The 17,774-nt window shown below is 43.3% G+C and carries 18 protein-coding genes; 9 read left to right on the forward strand and 9 right to left on the reverse strand.

Annotated elements, in window-relative coordinates; all coding sequences use genetic code 11:
* The first annotated feature begins 3 nt into the window (after nt 1–3).
* On the forward strand, nt 4–1,176 hold the full coding sequence (gene oppD, locus JMX96_RS06000) for an oligopeptide ABC transporter ATP-binding protein OppD (RefSeq protein ID WP_201568109.1): 1,173 nt from the start codon (nt 4–6) through the stop codon (nt 1,174–1,176).
* Nucleotides 1,177–1,179: 3 nt separating this feature from the next.
* On the forward strand, nt 1,180–2,202 hold the full coding sequence (oppF, locus tag JMX96_RS06005; RefSeq protein WP_227676951.1) for a murein tripeptide/oligopeptide ABC transporter ATP binding protein OppF: 1,023 nt from the start codon (nt 1,180–1,182) through the stop codon (nt 2,200–2,202).
* Between the two features lie 110 nt (nt 2,203–2,312).
* Here oppF and JMX96_RS06010 read toward each other — a convergent pair whose 3' ends face one another.
* Nucleotides 2,313–2,567: a DUF2798 domain-containing protein gene (locus tag JMX96_RS06010; protein WP_102078218.1), complete on the reverse strand. Its 255-nt coding sequence runs from the start codon at nt 2,565–2,567 to the stop codon at nt 2,313–2,315.
* Nucleotides 2,568–2,907: 340 nt separating this feature from the next.
* Here JMX96_RS06010 and JMX96_RS06015 point away from each other — a divergent pair, with 340 nt between their 5' ends.
* The gene (locus tag JMX96_RS06015) at nt 2,908–3,627 is read left to right on the forward strand and encodes an aspartate/glutamate racemase family protein (protein ID WP_201568560.1); all 720 of its coding nucleotides are present in this window, start codon (nt 2,908–2,910) and stop codon (nt 3,625–3,627) included.
* 25 nt (nt 3,628–3,652) lie between these two features.
* On the opposite strand, the gene JMX96_RS06020 is transcribed toward JMX96_RS06015, so the two are convergent.
* The gene (locus JMX96_RS06020) at nt 3,653–4,696 is read right to left on the reverse strand and encodes an NAD(P)H-dependent flavin oxidoreductase (RefSeq protein WP_201568110.1); all 1,044 of its coding nucleotides are present in this window, start codon (nt 4,694–4,696) and stop codon (nt 3,653–3,655) included.
* 335 nt (nt 4,697–5,031) lie between these two features.
* On the opposite strand from JMX96_RS06020, the gene JMX96_RS06025 reads away from it, so the two are divergent.
* The gene (locus JMX96_RS06025; protein ID WP_134292834.1) at nt 5,032–5,643 is read left to right on the forward strand and encodes a hypothetical protein; all 612 of its coding nucleotides are present in this window, start codon (nt 5,032–5,034) and stop codon (nt 5,641–5,643) included.
* A 154-nt stretch (nt 5,644–5,797) separates the two neighbouring features.
* Here JMX96_RS06025 and JMX96_RS06030 read toward each other — a convergent pair whose 3' ends face one another.
* From JMX96_RS06030 to JMX96_RS06045, 4 genes are all read right to left on the reverse strand, one after another.
* Nucleotides 5,798–6,175 (reverse strand): DsrE family protein, encoded by a 378-nt coding sequence (locus tag JMX96_RS06030; RefSeq protein ID WP_201568111.1) that lies wholly within the window; start codon nt 6,173–6,175, stop codon nt 5,798–5,800.
* 177 nt (nt 6,176–6,352) lie between these two features.
* Nucleotides 6,353–6,904, reverse strand: coding sequence for an acyl-CoA thioesterase (locus tag JMX96_RS06035; RefSeq protein ID WP_057757622.1), 552 nt, complete (start codon nt 6,902–6,904; stop codon nt 6,353–6,355).
* A gap of 59 nt (nt 6,905–6,963) precedes the next feature.
* Nucleotides 6,964–8,061 carry a YheT family hydrolase gene (locus JMX96_RS06040; protein ID WP_201568112.1) on the reverse strand — a complete coding sequence of 366 codons (1,098 nt, stop codon included), beginning with the start codon at nt 8,059–8,061 and terminating at the stop codon, nt 6,964–6,966.
* A gap of 215 nt (nt 8,062–8,276) precedes the next feature.
* Nucleotides 8,277–8,879, reverse strand: coding sequence for a YigZ family protein (locus JMX96_RS06045; RefSeq protein ID WP_201568113.1), 603 nt, complete (start codon nt 8,877–8,879; stop codon nt 8,277–8,279).
* 197 nt (nt 8,880–9,076) lie between these two features.
* On the opposite strand from JMX96_RS06045, the gene JMX96_RS06050 reads away from it, so the two are divergent.
* A complete protein-coding gene (locus JMX96_RS06050) occupies nt 9,077–9,781 on the forward strand; it encodes a pseudouridine synthase (RefSeq protein ID WP_057757631.1) in 705 nt (234 codons plus the stop codon).
* Nucleotides 9,782–10,173: 392 nt separating this feature from the next.
* The gene (locus tag JMX96_RS06055; protein ID WP_201568114.1) at nt 10,174–11,238 is read left to right on the forward strand and encodes a disulfide isomerase DsbC N-terminal domain-containing protein; all 1,065 of its coding nucleotides are present in this window, start codon (nt 10,174–10,176) and stop codon (nt 11,236–11,238) included.
* Nucleotides 11,239–11,392: 154 nt separating this feature from the next.
* On the opposite strand, the gene JMX96_RS06060 is transcribed toward JMX96_RS06055, so the two are convergent.
* Nucleotides 11,393–12,211 (reverse strand): DUF2939 domain-containing protein, encoded by an 819-nt coding sequence (locus JMX96_RS06060; protein WP_227676952.1) that lies wholly within the window; start codon nt 12,209–12,211, stop codon nt 11,393–11,395.
* A 255-nt stretch (nt 12,212–12,466) separates the two neighbouring features.
* Here JMX96_RS06060 and dnaJ point away from each other — a divergent pair, with 255 nt between their 5' ends.
* The 3 genes from dnaJ to JMX96_RS06075 all read left to right on the forward strand — a co-directional run bounded on the left by dnaJ (nt 12,467) and on the right by JMX96_RS06075 (nt 15,604).
* Nucleotides 12,467–13,603 carry a molecular chaperone DnaJ gene (gene dnaJ, locus JMX96_RS06065; protein WP_057757637.1) on the forward strand — a complete coding sequence of 379 codons (1,137 nt, stop codon included), beginning with the start codon at nt 12,467–12,469 and terminating at the stop codon, nt 13,601–13,603.
* A gap of 173 nt (nt 13,604–13,776) precedes the next feature.
* Nucleotides 13,777–14,607 (forward strand): 4-hydroxy-tetrahydrodipicolinate reductase, encoded by an 831-nt coding sequence (gene dapB, locus JMX96_RS06070; protein ID WP_201568115.1) that lies wholly within the window; start codon nt 13,777–13,779, stop codon nt 14,605–14,607.
* A 70-nt stretch (nt 14,608–14,677) separates the two neighbouring features.
* Complete coding sequence (locus tag JMX96_RS06075; RefSeq protein WP_227676953.1) at nt 14,678–15,604, forward strand: hypothetical protein; 927 nt, start codon at nt 14,678–14,680, stop codon at nt 15,602–15,604.
* A gap of 82 nt (nt 15,605–15,686) precedes the next feature.
* On the opposite strand, the gene JMX96_RS06080 is transcribed toward JMX96_RS06075, so the two are convergent.
* Nucleotides 15,687–16,862 (reverse strand): type III PLP-dependent enzyme, encoded by a 1,176-nt coding sequence (locus JMX96_RS06080; protein WP_191115316.1) that lies wholly within the window; start codon nt 16,860–16,862, stop codon nt 15,687–15,689.
* A gap of 147 nt (nt 16,863–17,009) precedes the next feature.
* The gene (gene def / locus JMX96_RS06085; protein ID WP_057757649.1) at nt 17,010–17,564 is read right to left on the reverse strand and encodes a peptide deformylase; all 555 of its coding nucleotides are present in this window, start codon (nt 17,562–17,564) and stop codon (nt 17,010–17,012) included.
* Nucleotides 17,565–17,774 lie beyond the last annotated feature (210 nt).

Genomic DNA, 17,774 nt, shown 5'->3' on the forward strand with positions numbered 1-17,774 from the left:
ATCATGGCAACGCAAGATATCAATAGCGCACCTGAGAAGATAGACACTACTGTCCGTAAAGTAGGGGCTGACTCAGTGCTCAATAACCAAGCCAATCAGGCGAATCAAGAAAGCAGCTTATTAGCAGTCAAAGATTTATCCGTGCAATTTACGACCGAAGATGGACTCGTGACCGCCGTGAATGGTTTGAATTTTAATCTGCATGACGGTGAGACGCTGGGTATCGTCGGTGAGTCAGGATCTGGCAAGTCGCAGACGGCCTTCGCTATCATGGGTCTGCTGGCAAAGAACGGCCGTACCAAAGGCTCAGTAAAATTTGAAGGCAAAGAGCTGCTGGGCTTATCGCAAAGAGCACTGAATAAAATCCGCGCTGAGCAAGTGGCTATGATCTTCCAAGATCCAATGACCTCCCTAAATCCCTATATGAAAATAGGCGATCAGCTTGCCGAAGTGTTGATTTTGCACAAAGGCATGAGCAAAAAAGACGCATGGGCGGAGTCGATACGTATGCTAGATGCGGTCAAAATCCCTGAGGCAAAAAACCGTATTGGTATGTATCCGCATGAGTTCTCAGGTGGTATGCGTCAGCGGGTCATGATTGCGATGGCACTGCTTTGTCGCCCGAAGTTGCTGATTGCCGATGAGCCAACGACGGCGCTTGATGTGACCGTACAAGCACAGATTATGGTGCTGTTAAATGAGCTAAAGCGTGATTTTGGTACGACTATTATTATGATTACGCATGATTTGGGCGTGGTAGCCGGTATCTGTGATCGGGTACTCGTGATGTACGCTGGTCGTACCATGGCATATGGCGAAACGGAAGAGATTTTTTATACACCCACGCACCCCTATACTATCGGGCTATTAAAAGCCATTCCGCGTCTAGATGATGACAAAGGCAAGCTTGAGACCATTCCTGGTAGTCCACCGAACCTACTCAATCTACCGACTGGCTGTCCTTTTCATGAGCGTTGTACACATGCCATGGATATCTGCCGTGATGTACCGCCGCCGCTTGAGTTTTTGCCGCATGAGCGCCAACGTGCTTGCCATTGGCATCCTGACAGGCCAATTGATGATTCGGCAGACATGGCAACAGATATTGACACTAATATCAATACTAATACTAATACTGATACTGATACCAATCATCTATCAACGCTGGAGGGCTAGGGCATGACGTTACCCAATGTAGACATGGTTAAAAACAGCCAAGCCCCGTTACTACAAGTGCAAGATGTGCATACGACATTTAATATTAAACAAAAAGGGACGTACTTTTGGCAAAAACCGGACACCTTAAAAGCCGTCAATGGCGTCTCGTTTGAGCTATTCGCTGGCGAGACTTTAGGCGTGGTAGGTGAGTCGGGCTGCGGTAAATCAACGCTGGCAAGAACGATTATCGGCCTAGTGAGAGCCAATGCTGGCAGTATTAAATTTGGTGATGAAGAGATCGTAGGCGCTTCCAAAAAAACCATGAGAATGAAGCGCAAAGACATTCAAATGATATTCCAAGATCCGCTAGCGTCGCTTAATCCGCGCATGACAGTAGGCGATATCATCGCAGAACCACTACGTACGTATTATCCAGAAATGAAAAAAGCGGCAGTGCAGGATGAAGTACGTGCCCTGATGAAAAAAGTTGGGCTGCTGTCCAATCAGATTAACCGTTATCCGCATGAGTTTTCTGGTGGTCAGTGTCAGCGCATTGGTATTGCCCGCGCACTGATACTAAAGCCCAAAATCATCATCTGTGATGAGCCAGTATCCGCGCTTGATGTCTCCATTCAAGCGCAGGTCATCAACTTATTGCAAGACATACAGCAAGAAATGGGCTTAGCGCTGATTTTTATCGCTCATGATCTGTCCGTGATTAAGCATATCGCCGATCGGGTACTGGTCATGTATCTGGGCCATGCCGTTGAGCTAGGTATAAACGAAGCTGTATATGGAAATCCGACGCATCCCTATACACAAGCACTAATGTCAGCGGTACCATTACCTGATCCTATTGCCGAACGTAATAAGGTCATTCAGTTATTAGAGGGCGACTTACCAAGTCCAATCAACCCACCATCAGGCTGTGTATTCCGTACTCGCTGTCCAATAGCGGATAGCGAGTGTGCCCAAATCAAACCTGTGTTAGAAGGCACTTTGAATCACAGAGTCGCTTGTCTGAAGAATAAGGTTGGGCTTTAATTAACTTACATCCATGATGCTATCGGTATAAAGAACACTAGTATAGATAATTCATCAGCGTAGTCAGTGATGTCCACTATGTAGTGGTTTTAGCTGCGGTAGAGTATATTTTAATAAAACTCTATTCTACTCAGTACATGCTCTTGTACTAGATAGGCACAGATGTAGGCACTTGGCCACGCAAACATAAAAGCCAGTCCCCACGAATGCATCAACTCCATAAAAAACCCGTCGATGAAGCCTTGTTTGACCACCAACAGGGCTGTTGAGATAATCAGTGACATCATCATTGCCATCAGGCCTGTAAAGATAAGGCGGTAATATTTGCGGCGCGTACGTATTCTGATAGTGGGGAAGTTGGCCATAGTATTCGGTTGTCCTACATAGTGTTAGCTATGCCCAGCCTATGATGCGGGCATACGTTGTAAGTTAATAGTTAGGTGGTGAGCAGGCATAATAAATGGATAAGGTATTGGCTACCAGTGTTCATCATACTCCGTGAGGTCAAACGGGTAAAATCGTTATTATCAATGGTAGGGTTTGCGATATGTTATTAATATGATTATTGTCTTTAAGGCAGCATTTTAAAGCTTTTTGAAGAGGTTATTGCTAAAAGGAATATCTCTAAAAACAGCACGTTCTCAACAGTCGATTTTGCTACGATAACTTACTATAACTAAGACCAAAAACAACTAGGAGTATAGTATCGCAGTTCAAGAACAACGAGGCTCTCAACAAAAAACATTAGGAATCATCGGTGGTATGAGCTGGGAGAGTACCGAGAGCTATTATCGTCTGATTAATGAAGGTGTCAAGCATCAGCTTGGCGGACTACATTCCGCAGATTTATTGATTCATAGTGTGGATTTTGCGTTGATCAATACGTTACAGGAGCAAGGCAGATGGGACGAGCTAGGTGTGATAATGGTTAACAGTGCTCAGCGTCTACAAGCAGCTGGCGTACAAGGAATCATGATTGCCTCTAACACGATGCACAAACTGGTCGATGACGTGCGCTCCGCCACAGACTTGCCATTGACTCACATCGCTGATGCGACTACTGATGCTATCAAAAAACAAAATCTTACCAAAATAGCCTTACTTGGTACTCAGTTTACGATGACTCAAGATTTTTATAAGCAGCGTCTTATGGATGCGGGTTTACAAGTATTGATACCAGAAGATGAGGCAAGAGCAGAAGTGCACCGCATTATCAAAAAAGAGCTGTGTGTCGGTGAGTTTAAAGACAGCTCACGAGAGTATTATCGTCAAGTGATTAAAGATTTGGCAGCGCAAGGGGCAGAGGGTGTGATCTTGGGCTGCACAGAGATTGGTCTACTTATCAAACAGGCTGATAGCCCTATACCTGTATTTGATACCACAGCTATTCATGCAGCTGCGGCGGTGGATTTTTTGTTAGAGTAGTGCGGACTGATAAAAACATTTAAACCTATAACGTTTTTACCAGTCGCTCAAGCAGTTCAAACGTGCTCTCTCGTTTGACCAAAGTTACCCCTTGTCCTGCCCATAAGGATTGATGTTCTGCATCTCTGTTCTGAGACGCATTAGCTCGCATAAATTTGGTCATGGCATTTAATTGAGGATAGGGCGGTAGCTCATTAGCGCTTTCAAATTTGGCAAAGTCACGTAGATAATTATTCAATAAACCACGAGCGAGTTTACCTGAAAACAATCGAGTTAAGCGCGTTTCTGAGCTGCGTCTATTGTGACTAGTATCGAGTAAAGCTTGTTTATAAATATTATTGATACCGCATTGGTCGGTGGTCAAGAACGCCGTTCCCATTTGTGCAAGCTCAGCACCTGCCGCTTGTACTGCTTTGATATCCTGTCCTGTCATAATGCCACCTGCTGCAATCAAAGGAATATCAGTACAGGCGCGGGTTTGGCCAATCAAAGTCAATAATCCCAATGGATCGCTTTCACTTTGCGGTAACCAACCACCGCGATGACCTCCCGCTTCGACCCCTTGTACACATACCGCATCTGCGCCAATATCTGCCCATTCTTTCGCTTCTAGTGGATGATTGGCGGTGCCGATGACGCGCGTGCCGAGACTTTGCAGACGCTGAACTTGCTCAGCACTGATAATGCCAAAGGTAAAACTGGCAACAGGCACAGGGTTGTCATAGAGCACTTGTAGCTGCTCTGCGAAGCTCTGAGCGGGACATTCAGCTAGTGCAAATTCGATATTATTGTCTTGGTAGTACTCACTCAGCCAAGCGGGAATTGCGGTATCAAAGGTGCTCGACTCATACTCAGATAACACCATTAGATTAATCATAAAAGGACGGTCGGTGAGCGATTTAATGGTATCAATTTGGCTGGTCAAAACATTTGGCGCAGTCATGCCAGATCCTAATGAGCCCAGTCCACCAAATTTACTCACCGTTACTGCTAGTTCAGGTGTGGTTGCTCCTGCCATTGGTGCTTGAACGATCGGATAGGTTAAGTTTAGAGTATCAAGTAAGGTCATGACGGGTAGACTTTTATTAAGGTGTTTGCATGACTTACTTTAACAGAACAGGGCGAACAGTACGTGAGATAGTGTTTATTTAGTTAGGAAATAGGAGAGGTGGGTTTCGGCTACAGTTTTGTAGTTAAAATAGTTGACTATAAAACTGTCGTTAAAATTCATTAATGCATATACTTGATGTGATTAAGGTATCCAACCAAAGGAAATTGAATTAAATGAAAAACTTCTAGACTCTTGTAGAATAATATTAGGCTAAGTGCAATAATTATGGTAAGTCCGTATTTGTAACTTAAAAAGTCCTATGATTCAAAAATTCAAATGATATGAGAAAGAATATGAAAAATAATGATTTTCTAGATGAGCCTACTGAAGATTTAATAAAGCAGTATATAGATAAATTCGAATTAGATGAAAGGTACAAGTATGGAGATAGTGCAATAATAAAACTGTTCGAAGCTTTTCCAAATAACACTTCTCTTGAAGATATTATTTTAAAGGTCAGTGTGATTAATGAGCTATATAGCACTAGCATTTATAGTGTTTTTAAGGTGGCTCAGCATATATTAGAGTGTGATGTCGATGAAAACATAAAGGCAGGAAATCCGGAGCTTGTACATCAAATCGCTACTGGACATAACATTCGTACTAAAAAGAATAATAAAGAAATCAATTTTTATTCTTTTGCTACTAAGTATTGCAATTGGCATAACCAAATAGATTATTCTATATATGACAGCTTCGTAGAAAAGACACTCATCGCCTACAAGGAAAGAGATAGTTTTTCAGACTTTAAGAAGAAAGATTTAAAGAGTTTTAAAAAATTTCACCAAGTGATTTTAGATTTTATTACGTATTATAATCTTAACGGGAAAAATGCGAAAGATATTGATAAGTTCTTATGGATATATGGAAAAGAGAAGTTCCCACCTAGTTATAAAAATAATTAAATAGGTTCTAACGGCTTCTCTACCACTCAGTTTTAATTCTTTGTAAGATATTAATTCTTACTAAGATTCTCAAAAAAAGATCAGTATCCAAGCCGCCAAAACGATGACTAAGAAACTGACCCGTTCTTATAACTTTGTTACTTAAAATTTGTTACTAATTCAACTGCAAAGATCCCTTTGCATTCATCAATAGCTCAACCACATCATCACCACTAATTACTTCAAAGCGCTTGTCGATATCTGACTCTTCTACACCGTTGTGTTTCATACAAGCGCCGCAGACCAATACTTGACCACCTTTTTCGATAAAGGCTTCTAGTAACTCACCAGCTGGCTCAAACGGATCGCCGATATCTACATGGTTTAGCGCGTTTGGTTTTGCTAGATGTACGGCATCCACCATTAATATCACAGTAGCAGAATGGCCTTTTTTCAGTGCCACGCCTGCCATGGTAAACGCTAAGGTGATTTTGCTTGGGTTTGATTCGCTATTATCAAATAACGTGCCGACATAATCTGTTGTATTAGCCATATTATTCTCCTTATAAGACTATATTTGTTTTATCTGAGTATGTACTCACCACTATCGTAACATTTATTATATGTATTTATATAATGAGTTGTTATGAAATAGTAGCTATAAGGTTGCTTGCTTGTACTATCTGTTAAACAAGATAAAAGTAATGGATTTTTAGCTTATAAAGTTAAGTTAGTCAGCTGTATCGACAGGCGGCCACGGACGATCAGCATCACTTTTGATCCATTCAGCTACGTAACCCGTTGGTGGTAGATCCCAATCAGATTGACCCAACGCAGCGAGTACTTGTGCCGTGTCAATTACTCTGCCACCTTTGGTCACACCCGTACGCAGTAGTCCAGATGAGCAAGGCTGTCCTTTGACCCACATTGATTGCTCAATATACAGCCAGCGCGCGTCGATACCGACGATTTTGGTTTTGAGCGTGACTTTTTGAAAGGCGCGAATACGCTTACGGTATTGGATAGTGCTGCCAGCGATGACCAAACCCCAGCGTTGTTTTAACAACTGCTTGCCAAGCCCAGTCCGTACTGCAAAGTCCATACGACCCAAATCATACAGCGTAAATACGCGGCCGTTATTCATCTCCAAAAAATTATCTATATCGGATAAGCGGCAGCGAAACTGAATTTCACTGGTGTCCTTAAACGTCAGTGTGTCGCCTTTTTTTGCTTTTAGGGCAGCATGAGCGATGGTGCTAGCATAACGGATAAATGGGTACATAAAACACTCTCAAAAAGTTATGAACGTTGGCGTTATTATTTTGTCATTGATGACAGTGATTATTTATTGTCAGAGATCACACCTTGAGAAGGTTCGCTAGTAGAAGCCACACCAATCCAATTAAAATAAGCGCTGACAGTTTCAGGTATCCAGTTGATATCGAATTTTGAAGTCTTGGACTTTTTATCATCGGTGACAGACGATTTGCTTTTGGACTGACCATTGTCTGAGCGATAGCGCAGATAACCGATGTGTCCACCGTGCGCAGTATCTAAGATAGTGACACTCTCAGAGACATCATTTGGGGTAGCGGTAAAGCCGATAAAAGGGTCGTCCTTTGCACTGATTAATAGCAGAGGGTGAGTGACGTTGCGCAAATACGGCATGGCGGATGCGGTATGATAATAGTCGTTTTTGGAGCGATATCCGTGACGCGGCGCGGTAAAGATATCATCGAAATCACTGATACGATTGGCAGCTTTGATAGAGTTGATTTCATCTTGAGTGAGATCGTTTGCCAATGCTTTTTTGATAATTGGGTTAAGCAGATAAGGCGTATAGATACGATGACTCAAGAAGCTGTGCATAGTAATGGCAGCTGAAGACATATCGACTGGCGCGGAGATAACAACGGCACCTTTACAAAGGACTTTGTCCTCATATTCGCCCATGTATTTGGCCAGTGCATTACCACCTAATGAGACGCCAACGGCATAGATATTGGCATACTGCTCATGCAAATTCTGTAGCGCATGATGCACTTCATCAGTGTCGCCGGCATTATAAAATACTGTACCACTAGCAGGAATACCACCGCAACTGCGGAAATGTGCCACCACAAAATGCCAGCCTTGCGTGTGCATTTGGTACGCTAGTGCGCGTGCGTAATGACTGTCACTACTACCTTCCATACCGTGGAAGAGAACAATCAATGGGGTTTGCTCAAGCTCGCCATCTTTTGATGCTTCTACAGGATGCGCATCATAAAAGTCATAGGCAATATCGCTCTCGTCCAGTGAGTCCTTTTCGACCACACGGCGGTAGGTCGGTGCCTTTGGCGCAAAAAACTTAGGCAAGATGCTTTGCAAGTGTGGATTGGTTAGCCAAAAGGGCGGCTTAAAAGGGGCTGGAGAAAAAGGTTTGGTTGAAGTTGACATATTTTGGTCTTATTTAATGATCGTGAAAAAATAAATAGAGTAGTGTGATAAGGGTTTTTTATCATAACGCCAGTACCTGTGAAAACCAATAATTTTCAGTGAACGCATGATTACTGAAAACAGTTATTGAAAACAGCTACTGAAAAAATCTAACAAATAAGCATATTGAAAAGAAAACTATCTAAAACGGCCGATAAGTAGTTAATCAGAAATTTTTAATCTTCTGAATTGTCCAATACTCGACCATCCATTGCTAAACGCGCTTTTAAATTTTCGACATCTGCTTCAGCAAGTGTGGCGGTTAGGGTTACTTGCTTGCTATAGGCGACATCGTCGATGTGACCGCCAAGGCTCTCTATCATATAGCGGCATTGCGCTTCGGTCGCAAATTCTGCCAGTATTTGAATCTGGGTCATCGGTACATAAGGGTTTAGTATCATCTCGTCGACGGCCGCTTGAGCAGAGCCCGCATAAGCACGGGTGAGACCGCCAGCACCCAATTTAATACCACCGAAGTAACGTACCACGATGATAATCACATTGCCGATCGACTTATGCTGCAGTACATTCAGTATCGGTCGACCAGCCGTACCGCTAGGCTCGCCATCATCATCGAAACCAGCACTAGTGGTATTATCTGGATCACCGATGATGTATCCCCAGCAGAAATGGCGTGCATCGGGGTATTGCTCGCGCAGTTGTTCCACGTGAAACATTGCTTGCTCGCGAGAGGTCACCGGATAGGCGTAAGCGATAAACTCAGATTTTTTAATTTCGAGTCGCGTGGTAACGGCACGTTTTAGCGTTTGATAGCTCATATTTCATCAGGCTTAGGTTGGATATGTTAAACTGGTCTGACTTTCACTGGCTTTTGTATTAAGCACAGTGTTCATTTAATTTTTCATTATAGTACCATTTCTAACCATCGAAGATAACGAGCCGCTCACGGCTGAGTGCTGGCGTCGTTAGTTTCTGATTTAGGGCTGGTATAATAAAACCGATGGTAGTAAATAGTATGCGTTTAGATAAATTCATTAGTAAAGCCACCGAGCTGTCGCGTAAAGAGTCAAAAAAGATCATGCACGCCGGCGAAATCACCGTAAACGATCAAGTGGTTAAAGATCCTGGCCTACATGTCGATGTGGTCAATGATGATGTGATGTGGGCAGGCGAGCCGTTGTCGGTCGCTGCGGGCAATCGCTATATCTTATTGTATAAGCCTGAAGGCTTCGAGTGCACGCTAAAAGTTAAAGAGTATCCAATTGTCACCGAACTGATTGCTGTACCAGAATTGGGCAGCTTGCGTATCGCTGGGCGTCTCGATGTCGATACCACTGGCGCATTGCTCATGAGTGATGATGGCGGCTGGCTGCACCGTGTCACCAGTCCTAAGCACGAGCATGCAAAGGTGTACGAGCTGACTTTGGCAGATGCAATGGATAGTGATGCACAAGAAAAAGCCGTTAAGAAAGTGGCTGAAGGCATCTTGCTTGAAGGGGATTACGAGCCAACCAAGCCTGCTGTTCTTGAGTTCATTGATGAAAAACATGCACGTCTGACATTAGAACAGGGCAAATACCATCAGGTCAAACGTATGATGGGTTACTTCGGTAATCGAGTAACTGAGCTGCACCGCGCTAGTATCGGTCATATCAATCTAGAAGGCCTAGAAAAAGGCGATAGCCGTTTCTTAACGCCAGAAGAAGTTGCCAAGTTTTAAGAAATAAGCACTGAAACTATTAAGCTTTGGCATTAGTATTTGTCTTGAAATTACCGTTTTAAACCCATTAGCAGCCGCTACCCAGTGTGCTGCTTTTTGCGGTCTGCTATATTGTATTTATGTCTACTACCTACCTGTGTTGCCTATCTCTTAAAGCTAAGTAGCAGTTTTGCGACATTAGCCATTTTTTGCTTTGCAAAACTATCTCATATGCTACAGTCTTTTTTATCTATATTTTTATGACAGACAACCCTTAAACCAACTCTAAAAATCTGACTAATCAGAAAATAGTTGCTATCTTTCAGTTGGTGGTAGCTTTGGAATTGGTCTTAATATCGAAAACTGCCATTATTAAAAACTGCCATTATTAAAAACCAGATAGGAATTTCTCTGTGACATTACCTGTATTAAAGTCCGCTAGTCTAATCAGCGTCATACTATTAGCAACCACTGCTTGCGCTCAGCCAAGTTCAGCGGATGCCAACAGTAATAACGTAACGCAAAGCACTACAAATTCACAAGTAGCTCAAGCAGTGAGTGCGACTGTTGATAAGCGATTGCGTCAAATATTGACCCAAGCAGGCATCAAAACACAGATTACTTCTATTGTGCCGTCCAAACTGCCTAATATGTACCAAGTAAATTTGGCCGGCCAGTTGCCGCTGCACATCACCGAAGATGGTCGTTACGTCATACAGGGTGAGCTACAGAAAAACCCAAGCAAGCAAGTTGTCACTAAAACACCAGTACGTAGCACAAGTGCACAGGTAGGCGAACCTGTCAATACGAGTGTCAAGTCTGACATGCTAGCAAATATGGCTGCGCTTAAGAACATGAGCGCGAAAACACCATTCTTTTATACCGCAGTACCGGGTGTCATCTGGGGTGCAACGCTAGAAGGCGTGCCGTTTTTACTATCGGACGATGCGCAGTACATTACCGATGGTGAAATATCAGTCATCGAAAACGGTCAATTTATCGGCCTTGATGAGAACTTTGAAAAACGCAAAAACCAGTCTGTGTTTGCGTCATTGGACAAAAGCCAGCTGATTACTTATCCAGCGACCACTACTGAAAGAGCCGTTATCTATGTGGCAGATGATGTGAACTGCCCTTACTGCCGCCGACTACATCAGCAAGTGCCATCACTCAATGCAAAAGGCGTGACGGTCAATGTCATCGGCTATCCGATATATGAGGCGTCACCGAAGCAGATGCGTGGTATTTGGTGCCAAGCGAATGAGGACAGTCGTCGTCAGGCATTTGATAAGGCGATGCTGACAGGTGAAATGACACCTGCATCAGCAAGTTGTACGGTTGACCATGTGACACCTAATCGTGAAAAAGCAGCTGGACTTGCGGTAATGGCGACGCCTGCCATCTATCGTGAAGATGGCGTGCTATATCAGGCGAGTTTTGAGAGTCCAGAATTTTTAGAATTCTTGGGTGTTGAATAATTAATTGGTAGGGTTAAGTGCTTCAGTAATTCAAAAATTTAAGATATTGGACTGCTAGTCAAAGTAAAAAAACCGCCTTATGAACTGATTCATAAGGCGGTTTTTTATGGTTCTATTCAGATATTTTTGCATCTCAAAAGCTGTCTTAAATAATTTATGGTAAGACGATATCAACGATTTTCCAATTGATAAGCCCTTCACGCTGCATCTCGATAGTGAGAGGATAGCCTTTTACCTGGCCACTAATACTAAAACAATTAATACCGCAGTAGCTAAGCGTTGGCTTTTCACTGTCATTGCCTTGGGCGACTTGCTGCTCAAGTTCGGCAGCTTGTTTTTTCATGACTTGCTGCATTTGGCTTTTAACCACGGCATCGACATCACCGCGCTGAATGATTAAGCTCTGAATTAGGTTTTTCAAGTCAACTTGATCGCTAGCGATGGCCCATGCTGCAGCTAGTTCTTTAGTTGCTGTATTGGCTTGACCTTGAGTATTAATTACCTTTTCGATATTCTGCGGAGTGATGGCACCTTCAACTGCCTGCGCGATAAAACTATTCGCGGCTTCGGTCAACGGCTCACCGCCCAATTCAGAAATTAATGGATACTTAGTCATTGTCGTCGCAAATTGGCTGGTTAGCTGATTTTGGACGCTTGGTCGCACTTGCTCATAATCAATAGCCGCTGCGATAGTGGCACCGTCTTTATCATCATAAGCGTTTTTGAGCTGATAAGCGCTGTAATAAGGCGAGCCTGCATACACTGCTACCGCAATTATGATTAATAGAATAACCAGCTTTTTCATAAGACTTGATACCTTGTCGCAATCGTCATCACTATGAGTATAAATGACCGTAGATGTGGCGGTAAATATTAGCACGACTGGGCACCGCTCAGGTACGAAAAGCTTTGCAGTAACCTTAATGAATCGTTTGGCTTTTGCCACAGCGATGCCAACTGCTAATTTCATCATTTAAGAGCTTGATAAATCAGCAGACCATCTCCATAAATAGCGCAAACTTTTTATAATTGATTTGGCTAAGCAGCCTTCACCGTATTTGTTGGTTAAGTCTAAGCATTATGGTTCTATAGCATGGTGAATTATTGTGTTTCATGTGAAACGTTATACATATCCATCAGCTAAGAATCACGAATAAGATTAAGACAACTATCAATTGAGCTGATGATTTGACGAACCGGTGTGGCTGTAAAGACGATAGGAGAGAGCATGAGTAAGCGCGATTTTTATGAAATATTAGGTGTCAGCAAGACCGCTGACAGCAAAGAAATTAAGCGAGCCTACCGTAAGCTTGCCATGAAATACCATCCAGATCGCAACTCTGATGATCCTGATTCGGAAGACAAATTCAAAGAAGCTTCAATGGCTTATGAAGTATTGAGCGACGAAGAGAAACGTTCAGCCTACGACCGCATGGGCCATGCAGCCTTTGAAAACGGCATGGGTGGCGGCGGCTTCGGCGGCGCAGGTGGCGGTAACTTCCAAGATATCTTTGGCGATATCTTTGGTAACTTCGGTGATATCTTCGGTCAGCAGCGTGGCGGCGGCGGTGGGCGTTCGCGTCGCGGCTCTGACTTGCGTTATGTGATTGAGCTGACATTAGAAGAAGCCGTACGTGGCTGCAAAAAAGAAATCAGTTTCACGGCTCCTGCGCCTTGTGATACCTGTGATGGTAAAGGGGCAAAAAATGCTTCTGATGTGGTTACCTGTCAGACTTGTCATGGCCAAGGTCAAGTACGTATGCAGCAAGGTTTCTTTGCGGTACAGCAAGCTTGTCCTCATTGCGGCGGTACTGGTAAACAGATCAAAAACCCTTGTTCGGACTGTCATGGCAACGGCGTAAAAGACAAATCACGCACGTTAGAAGTCTCTATCCCTGCAGGCGTCGATGATGGTGATCGTGTTCGTCTAGCAGGCGAAGGCGAAGCGGGCGGCGCTGGCGTACAAAACGGCGATCTATATGTCGAAGTACGCGTCAAACAGCACAATGTATTCACCCGTCAAGGTGCTGACCTATATATGGATGTACCCGTAAGCATCACTGATGCAGCATTGGGTAAAGAAGTAGAAATCCCAACCTTAGATGGCAAAGTAAAAATCAAAGTGGCAGAAGGTACGCAAAGCGGTAAGTTACTGCGTGTACGCGGCAAAGGCGTAACGCCAGTCCGTACTACCATGAAAGGTGATTTGATTTGCCGTGTGGTTATCGAAACACCAGTGAATCTGACTCGTGAGCAAAAAGACTTGTTACGTCAATTCCAAGACACGTTGGATGACGACAGCAAGCATCAACAGTCGCCACATAAGAAGTCATTCTTCAAAAAAATCGGTGACTTGTTCGATTAAGAAATAGTTTAACTAAGTAGCTAGTATTAAACTAAGCCCGAAAGTTTCACATGAAACCTTTGGGCTTTTTATTGATGATATAAAAAGCCATTCATGTGATGATATTTGCTAAACTTACGATAAATGATAGTCAAAAATAATTTCACCAAATATAAAACATTTAAGGTAAAAACATGAGCGAACAATCGAATAATAAATCTATCAACGTTGGGGTAATCGGTGCAGGCGGGCGTATGGGTCGTATGCTTATCGAGGCAGTACAGAACAATCCACAAACTATATTAAAAGCAGCGATTGAGCGTCAAGGCTCTAGCCTAGTCGGTGCTGATGCAGGCGAAGTTGCTGCTATCGGTCATTTAAATGTACAAATCGTTGATGACTTAGCCGCTGTGATTAATGATATCGATGTGCTGATTGATTTTAGCTTGCCTGACGCTACTGAAAAAAACATGCAAGTTTGTGCTGAGCATAATGTCGCTATGGTCATCGGTACGACAGGATTCAATGAACAGCAAGAACAAGTACTGGCAAAAGCAAGTGAGCAAATCACTATCGTATATGCGGGCAACTATTCGACAGGCGTTAATTTATCATTGAAGCTACTCGGGATGGCTGCCAAAGCGTTTGGTAATGATGCTGATGTAGAAATCATCGAAGCCCATCATAAGCACAAAATCGATGCGCCTTCTGGTACGGCGTATATGATGGCTGAAGCCGTCGCAGAAGCGCGCGGACAAAACCTAAAAGACGTCGCTATCTATGGCCGCGAAGGACAAACTGGCGAGCGCGAATCGGGGACAATTGGTATTCACGCAGTACGTGGTGGCGAAATCGTAGGTGATCATACTGTGATGTTTATCGCAGATGGCGAAGTGGTCGAGATTACCCATCGTGCGCGTGCGCGCATGACATTTGCCGCTGGCGCCGTACGTGCCGCAACTTGGGTTGTTGAGCAGGAAGTAGGTCAGTACAACATGCAAGATGTACTTGGATTAAGTGACTAACGACTATTGATGATTGACTATAGCATTGTGTCTGATGGCTCGATGACCTAATAGCAGCAAGGGAGCGGGTATGAATAGTATCGAACGTTATGTTAGTCATAGACTGATTGGTGCTGTTTGTACCATCAACCTTGCAAGCCTATCAGCCTTTGCACTGAGTCTAGCGGTTCTACCAATTACCGTACAAGCTGGCACTGCTCAAACCTATGTTATCCATACTTATGGTGGGGCTAGTTTGTTACCTGCAGTTAGGCAGCAATTAAATAGTAGCGCAGACGGTGGTACGGTGACTACGTATCAAGATAAATTGGTACTGCGAACGACGGCACGTAATTATCAGGCGGTACAGCAGTTATTGTCTCAGATTGACCGTCAGCCACAGGCATTGACGGTCGCTGTACGTGTTGGCAATAGTAGTAGCGAGCAAGGTAGTATTCAGCAGGGTCAAGTCATTATTACCAATCGCGGTATCCAAGGTGTAGGGGTTATTAGTCAGCGTAGCAGCCAGCAGCAGGGTAGTAATCTATATCAAGTACAAACATTATCTGGCAGTGCGGCGAGTATCAGCACAGGTACGCTTTATTCGCTAACTCAAACCTATAATGCTAATAACTATTCAACTTATCATCGTTCAGCTAACGATAACCTAAGACCACAGATTGTGATTCAGCAGCAAATGCTATTGCCAACGATACAAGGCATTGCCGTCACACCAAGACTGCTGCCCAATGGACAGGTGGAAGTACAACTCTCCCAAGTAGAAGAAAGGTTAGTGCAGCTGAATTCACCTTATAATCAAATGAGTTCTGCTGAAAATTCTACTGGTAATGCTAGCAATGCTATTCGAGGTCAAAGATTGAACAGTACGATGATCGTGCCACGTGGACAGTGGGTAACGATTGGACAGATTTCACAAAACTCAACCAGTAGCAGCAGTAACAGTAGCCGAACTATTGATAACAATAATAGCGTGCCTATTTCTTTGCGAGTTGACTAGTTCACCAAGCAAATCATTAAGAACAAAAAAGCGCGATACGGGTATTAACCGTGCCGCGCTTTTTTGTGAAACATTACAAATACTAGTCAATATAAACCACTTCGAGCGGTGGGAAGCCATTGAACTCTACCGATGAGTAAGAGTTGGTATAAGCACCAGTAGTCAGCCAGTAGATTTTATCACCAATCTCAAGCTCTTCGGGTAGCTGATAGCCTGCTTCTTCATACATAATATCGGTTGAGTCACAAGTTGGACCTGCCAGTACTACTGTACCTTCACTGGTAGACGTTTCCATTTTAGGCGTATAGACAGGGTACTTGATAGCTTCACCTAGCGTCTCGATTAAGCCTTGGAATAGACCAACATCGGTATATACCCAACGAGTCAAATCGGTATCAGACTTACGAGAAATCAGTACCACGTCACTGACTAACACGCCTGAACCACCAACCAATGAACGACCCGGCTCTAAAATAATCTCCGGCATTTCGTCATCATTATAGTCATCAGTCAGATAGCTGGTAATTTCTTCTGCATAGACTTTAATAGGGTTCACTTCGCTGATGTAATTGGTCGGGAAGCCACCACCCAAATTGATCATTTGCAGTTTGATACCTTCTTCATTCTTCATCCAGTCAAACATATATTTAACTTTGGATAATGCATCATCCCATGCAGCGACGTCTTTTTGCTGGCTACCAACGTGGAATGAGATACCATAAGGAACCAAGCCCAACTCGCGTGCTTGAACCAGTAGGTCGATGGCCATATTAGGATGGCAACCAAACTTACGTGACAATGGCCATTCTGCTGTCTCTGAGCCTTGAACCAAGATACGAACAAATATTTTAGAACCTGGAGCGTGTTTGGCAATGTTTTTTAGATCTGCTTCTGAGTCAGTCGCATATAGATCGATGCCTTTTTCAAAAGCATATTTGACATGCTCAGCTTTTTTGATGGTGTTGCCATACGAGATACGAGATGGCTCAACGCCGCAACCAAGCACACGATCAAGCTCATAAATAGAGGCACAGTCAAAGTTTGAACCAAGGTTTGCTAGTAGATCGATTACTTCCACCGCAGGGCTAGCTTTCATTGCATAATGCAGTTTTGCATTAGGAAACAGGCTTACCATTTCATGGTATTTGGTTTCGATACGACTAAGGTCAACTACTAAGAAAGGCGTCTCGCGACCTTCAGCAGCCTTGGTAAATTTCTGCCAGCTGGCAGGTTCAAAATATTGGTCAATTTTGATCATTGTCATAGTAGTAAACCTTTTGTGGAAACTGTATCGGTTAAAAAAATTATCGCCAAACAGTGAATGCTAAATATTAACACTCACTGTAGACGTAACTATGTGAAGGATAAAGACGAAATAAAAAAGATAAGAATAAAGAGTAGCGCTTTAAGAATTGACGGCTTGTGTCTGTTTTTCTGCTGATTGAGCTTCTTGCTTTTCGCGTATTTTAAGAACTTTGCGAACTTTATCACGAGCACGTGTCTGTTTAAGACGAGACAAGTAGTCAACGAAGATTACGCCATTTAGGTGATCCATTTCATGCTGAATACAAACAGCAAGCAGTCCTTCAACGACTTCGTCAATAACCTCACCGTTACCGTCTAACGCTTCGATACGGACCTTATTAGGACGTTCGACTTTGTCGTAGACATCAGGTACAGATAAGCAGCCTTCTTCATACGGTTGCTTTTCTTCTACCAGTGGCGTGACTTTTGGATTGATAAAAACTCTAGGAGAGCTTTTGTCTTCAGACAAATCCATAACGATAAGCTGAATATGATGATCCACTTGACTGGCCGCAAGCCCGATGCCTTGAGCATCATACATTGTCTCGATCATGTCTGCGATTAAGGTTTTGATTTCAGCAGTCACTTCCTTGACAGGCTTGGCGATAGTACGCAAGCGAGGATCTGGGTAACTTAAGATAGGGAGTAGTGCCATAACGCTCACCTCAATGATAAGGACAAAATAGGGTTGATATTATAAGATAAATGGGGACAAAAGTAATGCTTATCAATACTTTCGCAGTCATATGATGCTATATGTATATAGAAAGACTAAATTTCGATGATAAATGGCATAAAAAAGCCCTGCTTAACGCAAGGCTTTGTTTATATAGTATTTTAATTAGCTAGTAATCATTTATGACTA

Origin of the sequence: Psychrobacter sp. JCM 18900 (genome assembly GCF_904846625.1) — a bacterium.
Lineage (GTDB): Bacteria > Pseudomonadota > Gammaproteobacteria > Pseudomonadales > Moraxellaceae > Psychrobacter.

Excerpts from the sequence above, each read along its gene's own strand:
- oppD (WP_201568109.1), top strand. The coding sequence starts at position 4 with ATGGCAACGCAAGATATCAATAGCGCACCTGAGAAGATAGACACTACT.
- oppF (WP_227676951.1), top strand. The coding sequence starts at position 1,180 with ATGACGTTACCCAATGTAGACATGGTTAAAAACAGCCAAGCCCCGTTA.
- JMX96_RS06010 (WP_102078218.1), bottom strand. The coding sequence starts at position 2,567 with ATGGCCAACTTCCCCACTATCAGAATACGTACGCGCCGCAAATATTAC.
- JMX96_RS06020 (WP_201568110.1), bottom strand. The coding sequence starts at position 4,696 with ATGACCTTACTTGATACTCTAAACTTAACCTATCCGATCGTTCAAGCA.
- JMX96_RS06025 (WP_134292834.1), top strand. The coding sequence starts at position 5,032 with ATGAAAAATAATGATTTTCTAGATGAGCCTACTGAAGATTTAATAAAG.
- JMX96_RS06030 (WP_201568111.1), bottom strand. The coding sequence starts at position 6,175 with ATGGCTAATACAACAGATTATGTCGGCACGTTATTTGATAATAGCGAA.
- JMX96_RS06035 (WP_057757622.1), bottom strand. The coding sequence starts at position 6,904 with ATGTACCCATTTATCCGTTATGCTAGCACCATCGCTCATGCTGCCCTA.
- JMX96_RS06040 (WP_201568112.1), bottom strand. The coding sequence starts at position 8,061 with ATGTCAACTTCAACCAAACCTTTTTCTCCAGCCCCTTTTAAGCCGCCC.
- JMX96_RS06045 (WP_201568113.1), bottom strand. The coding sequence starts at position 8,879 with ATGAGCTATCAAACGCTAAAACGTGCCGTTACCACGCGACTCGAAATT.
- JMX96_RS06050 (WP_057757631.1), top strand. The coding sequence starts at position 9,077 with ATGCGTTTAGATAAATTCATTAGTAAAGCCACCGAGCTGTCGCGTAAA.
- JMX96_RS06060 (WP_227676952.1), bottom strand. The coding sequence starts at position 12,211 with ATGATGAAATTAGCAGTTGGCATCGCTGTGGCAAAAGCCAAACGATTC.
- dnaJ (WP_057757637.1), top strand. The coding sequence starts at position 12,467 with ATGAGTAAGCGCGATTTTTATGAAATATTAGGTGTCAGCAAGACCGCT.
- dapB (WP_201568115.1), top strand. The coding sequence starts at position 13,777 with ATGAGCGAACAATCGAATAATAAATCTATCAACGTTGGGGTAATCGGT.
- JMX96_RS06075 (WP_227676953.1), top strand. The coding sequence starts at position 14,678 with ATGAATAGTATCGAACGTTATGTTAGTCATAGACTGATTGGTGCTGTT.
- JMX96_RS06080 (WP_191115316.1), bottom strand. The coding sequence starts at position 16,862 with ATGATCAAAATTGACCAATATTTTGAACCTGCCAGCTGGCAGAAATTT.
- def (WP_057757649.1), bottom strand. The coding sequence starts at position 17,564 with ATGGCACTACTCCCTATCTTAAGTTACCCAGATCCTCGCTTGCGTACT.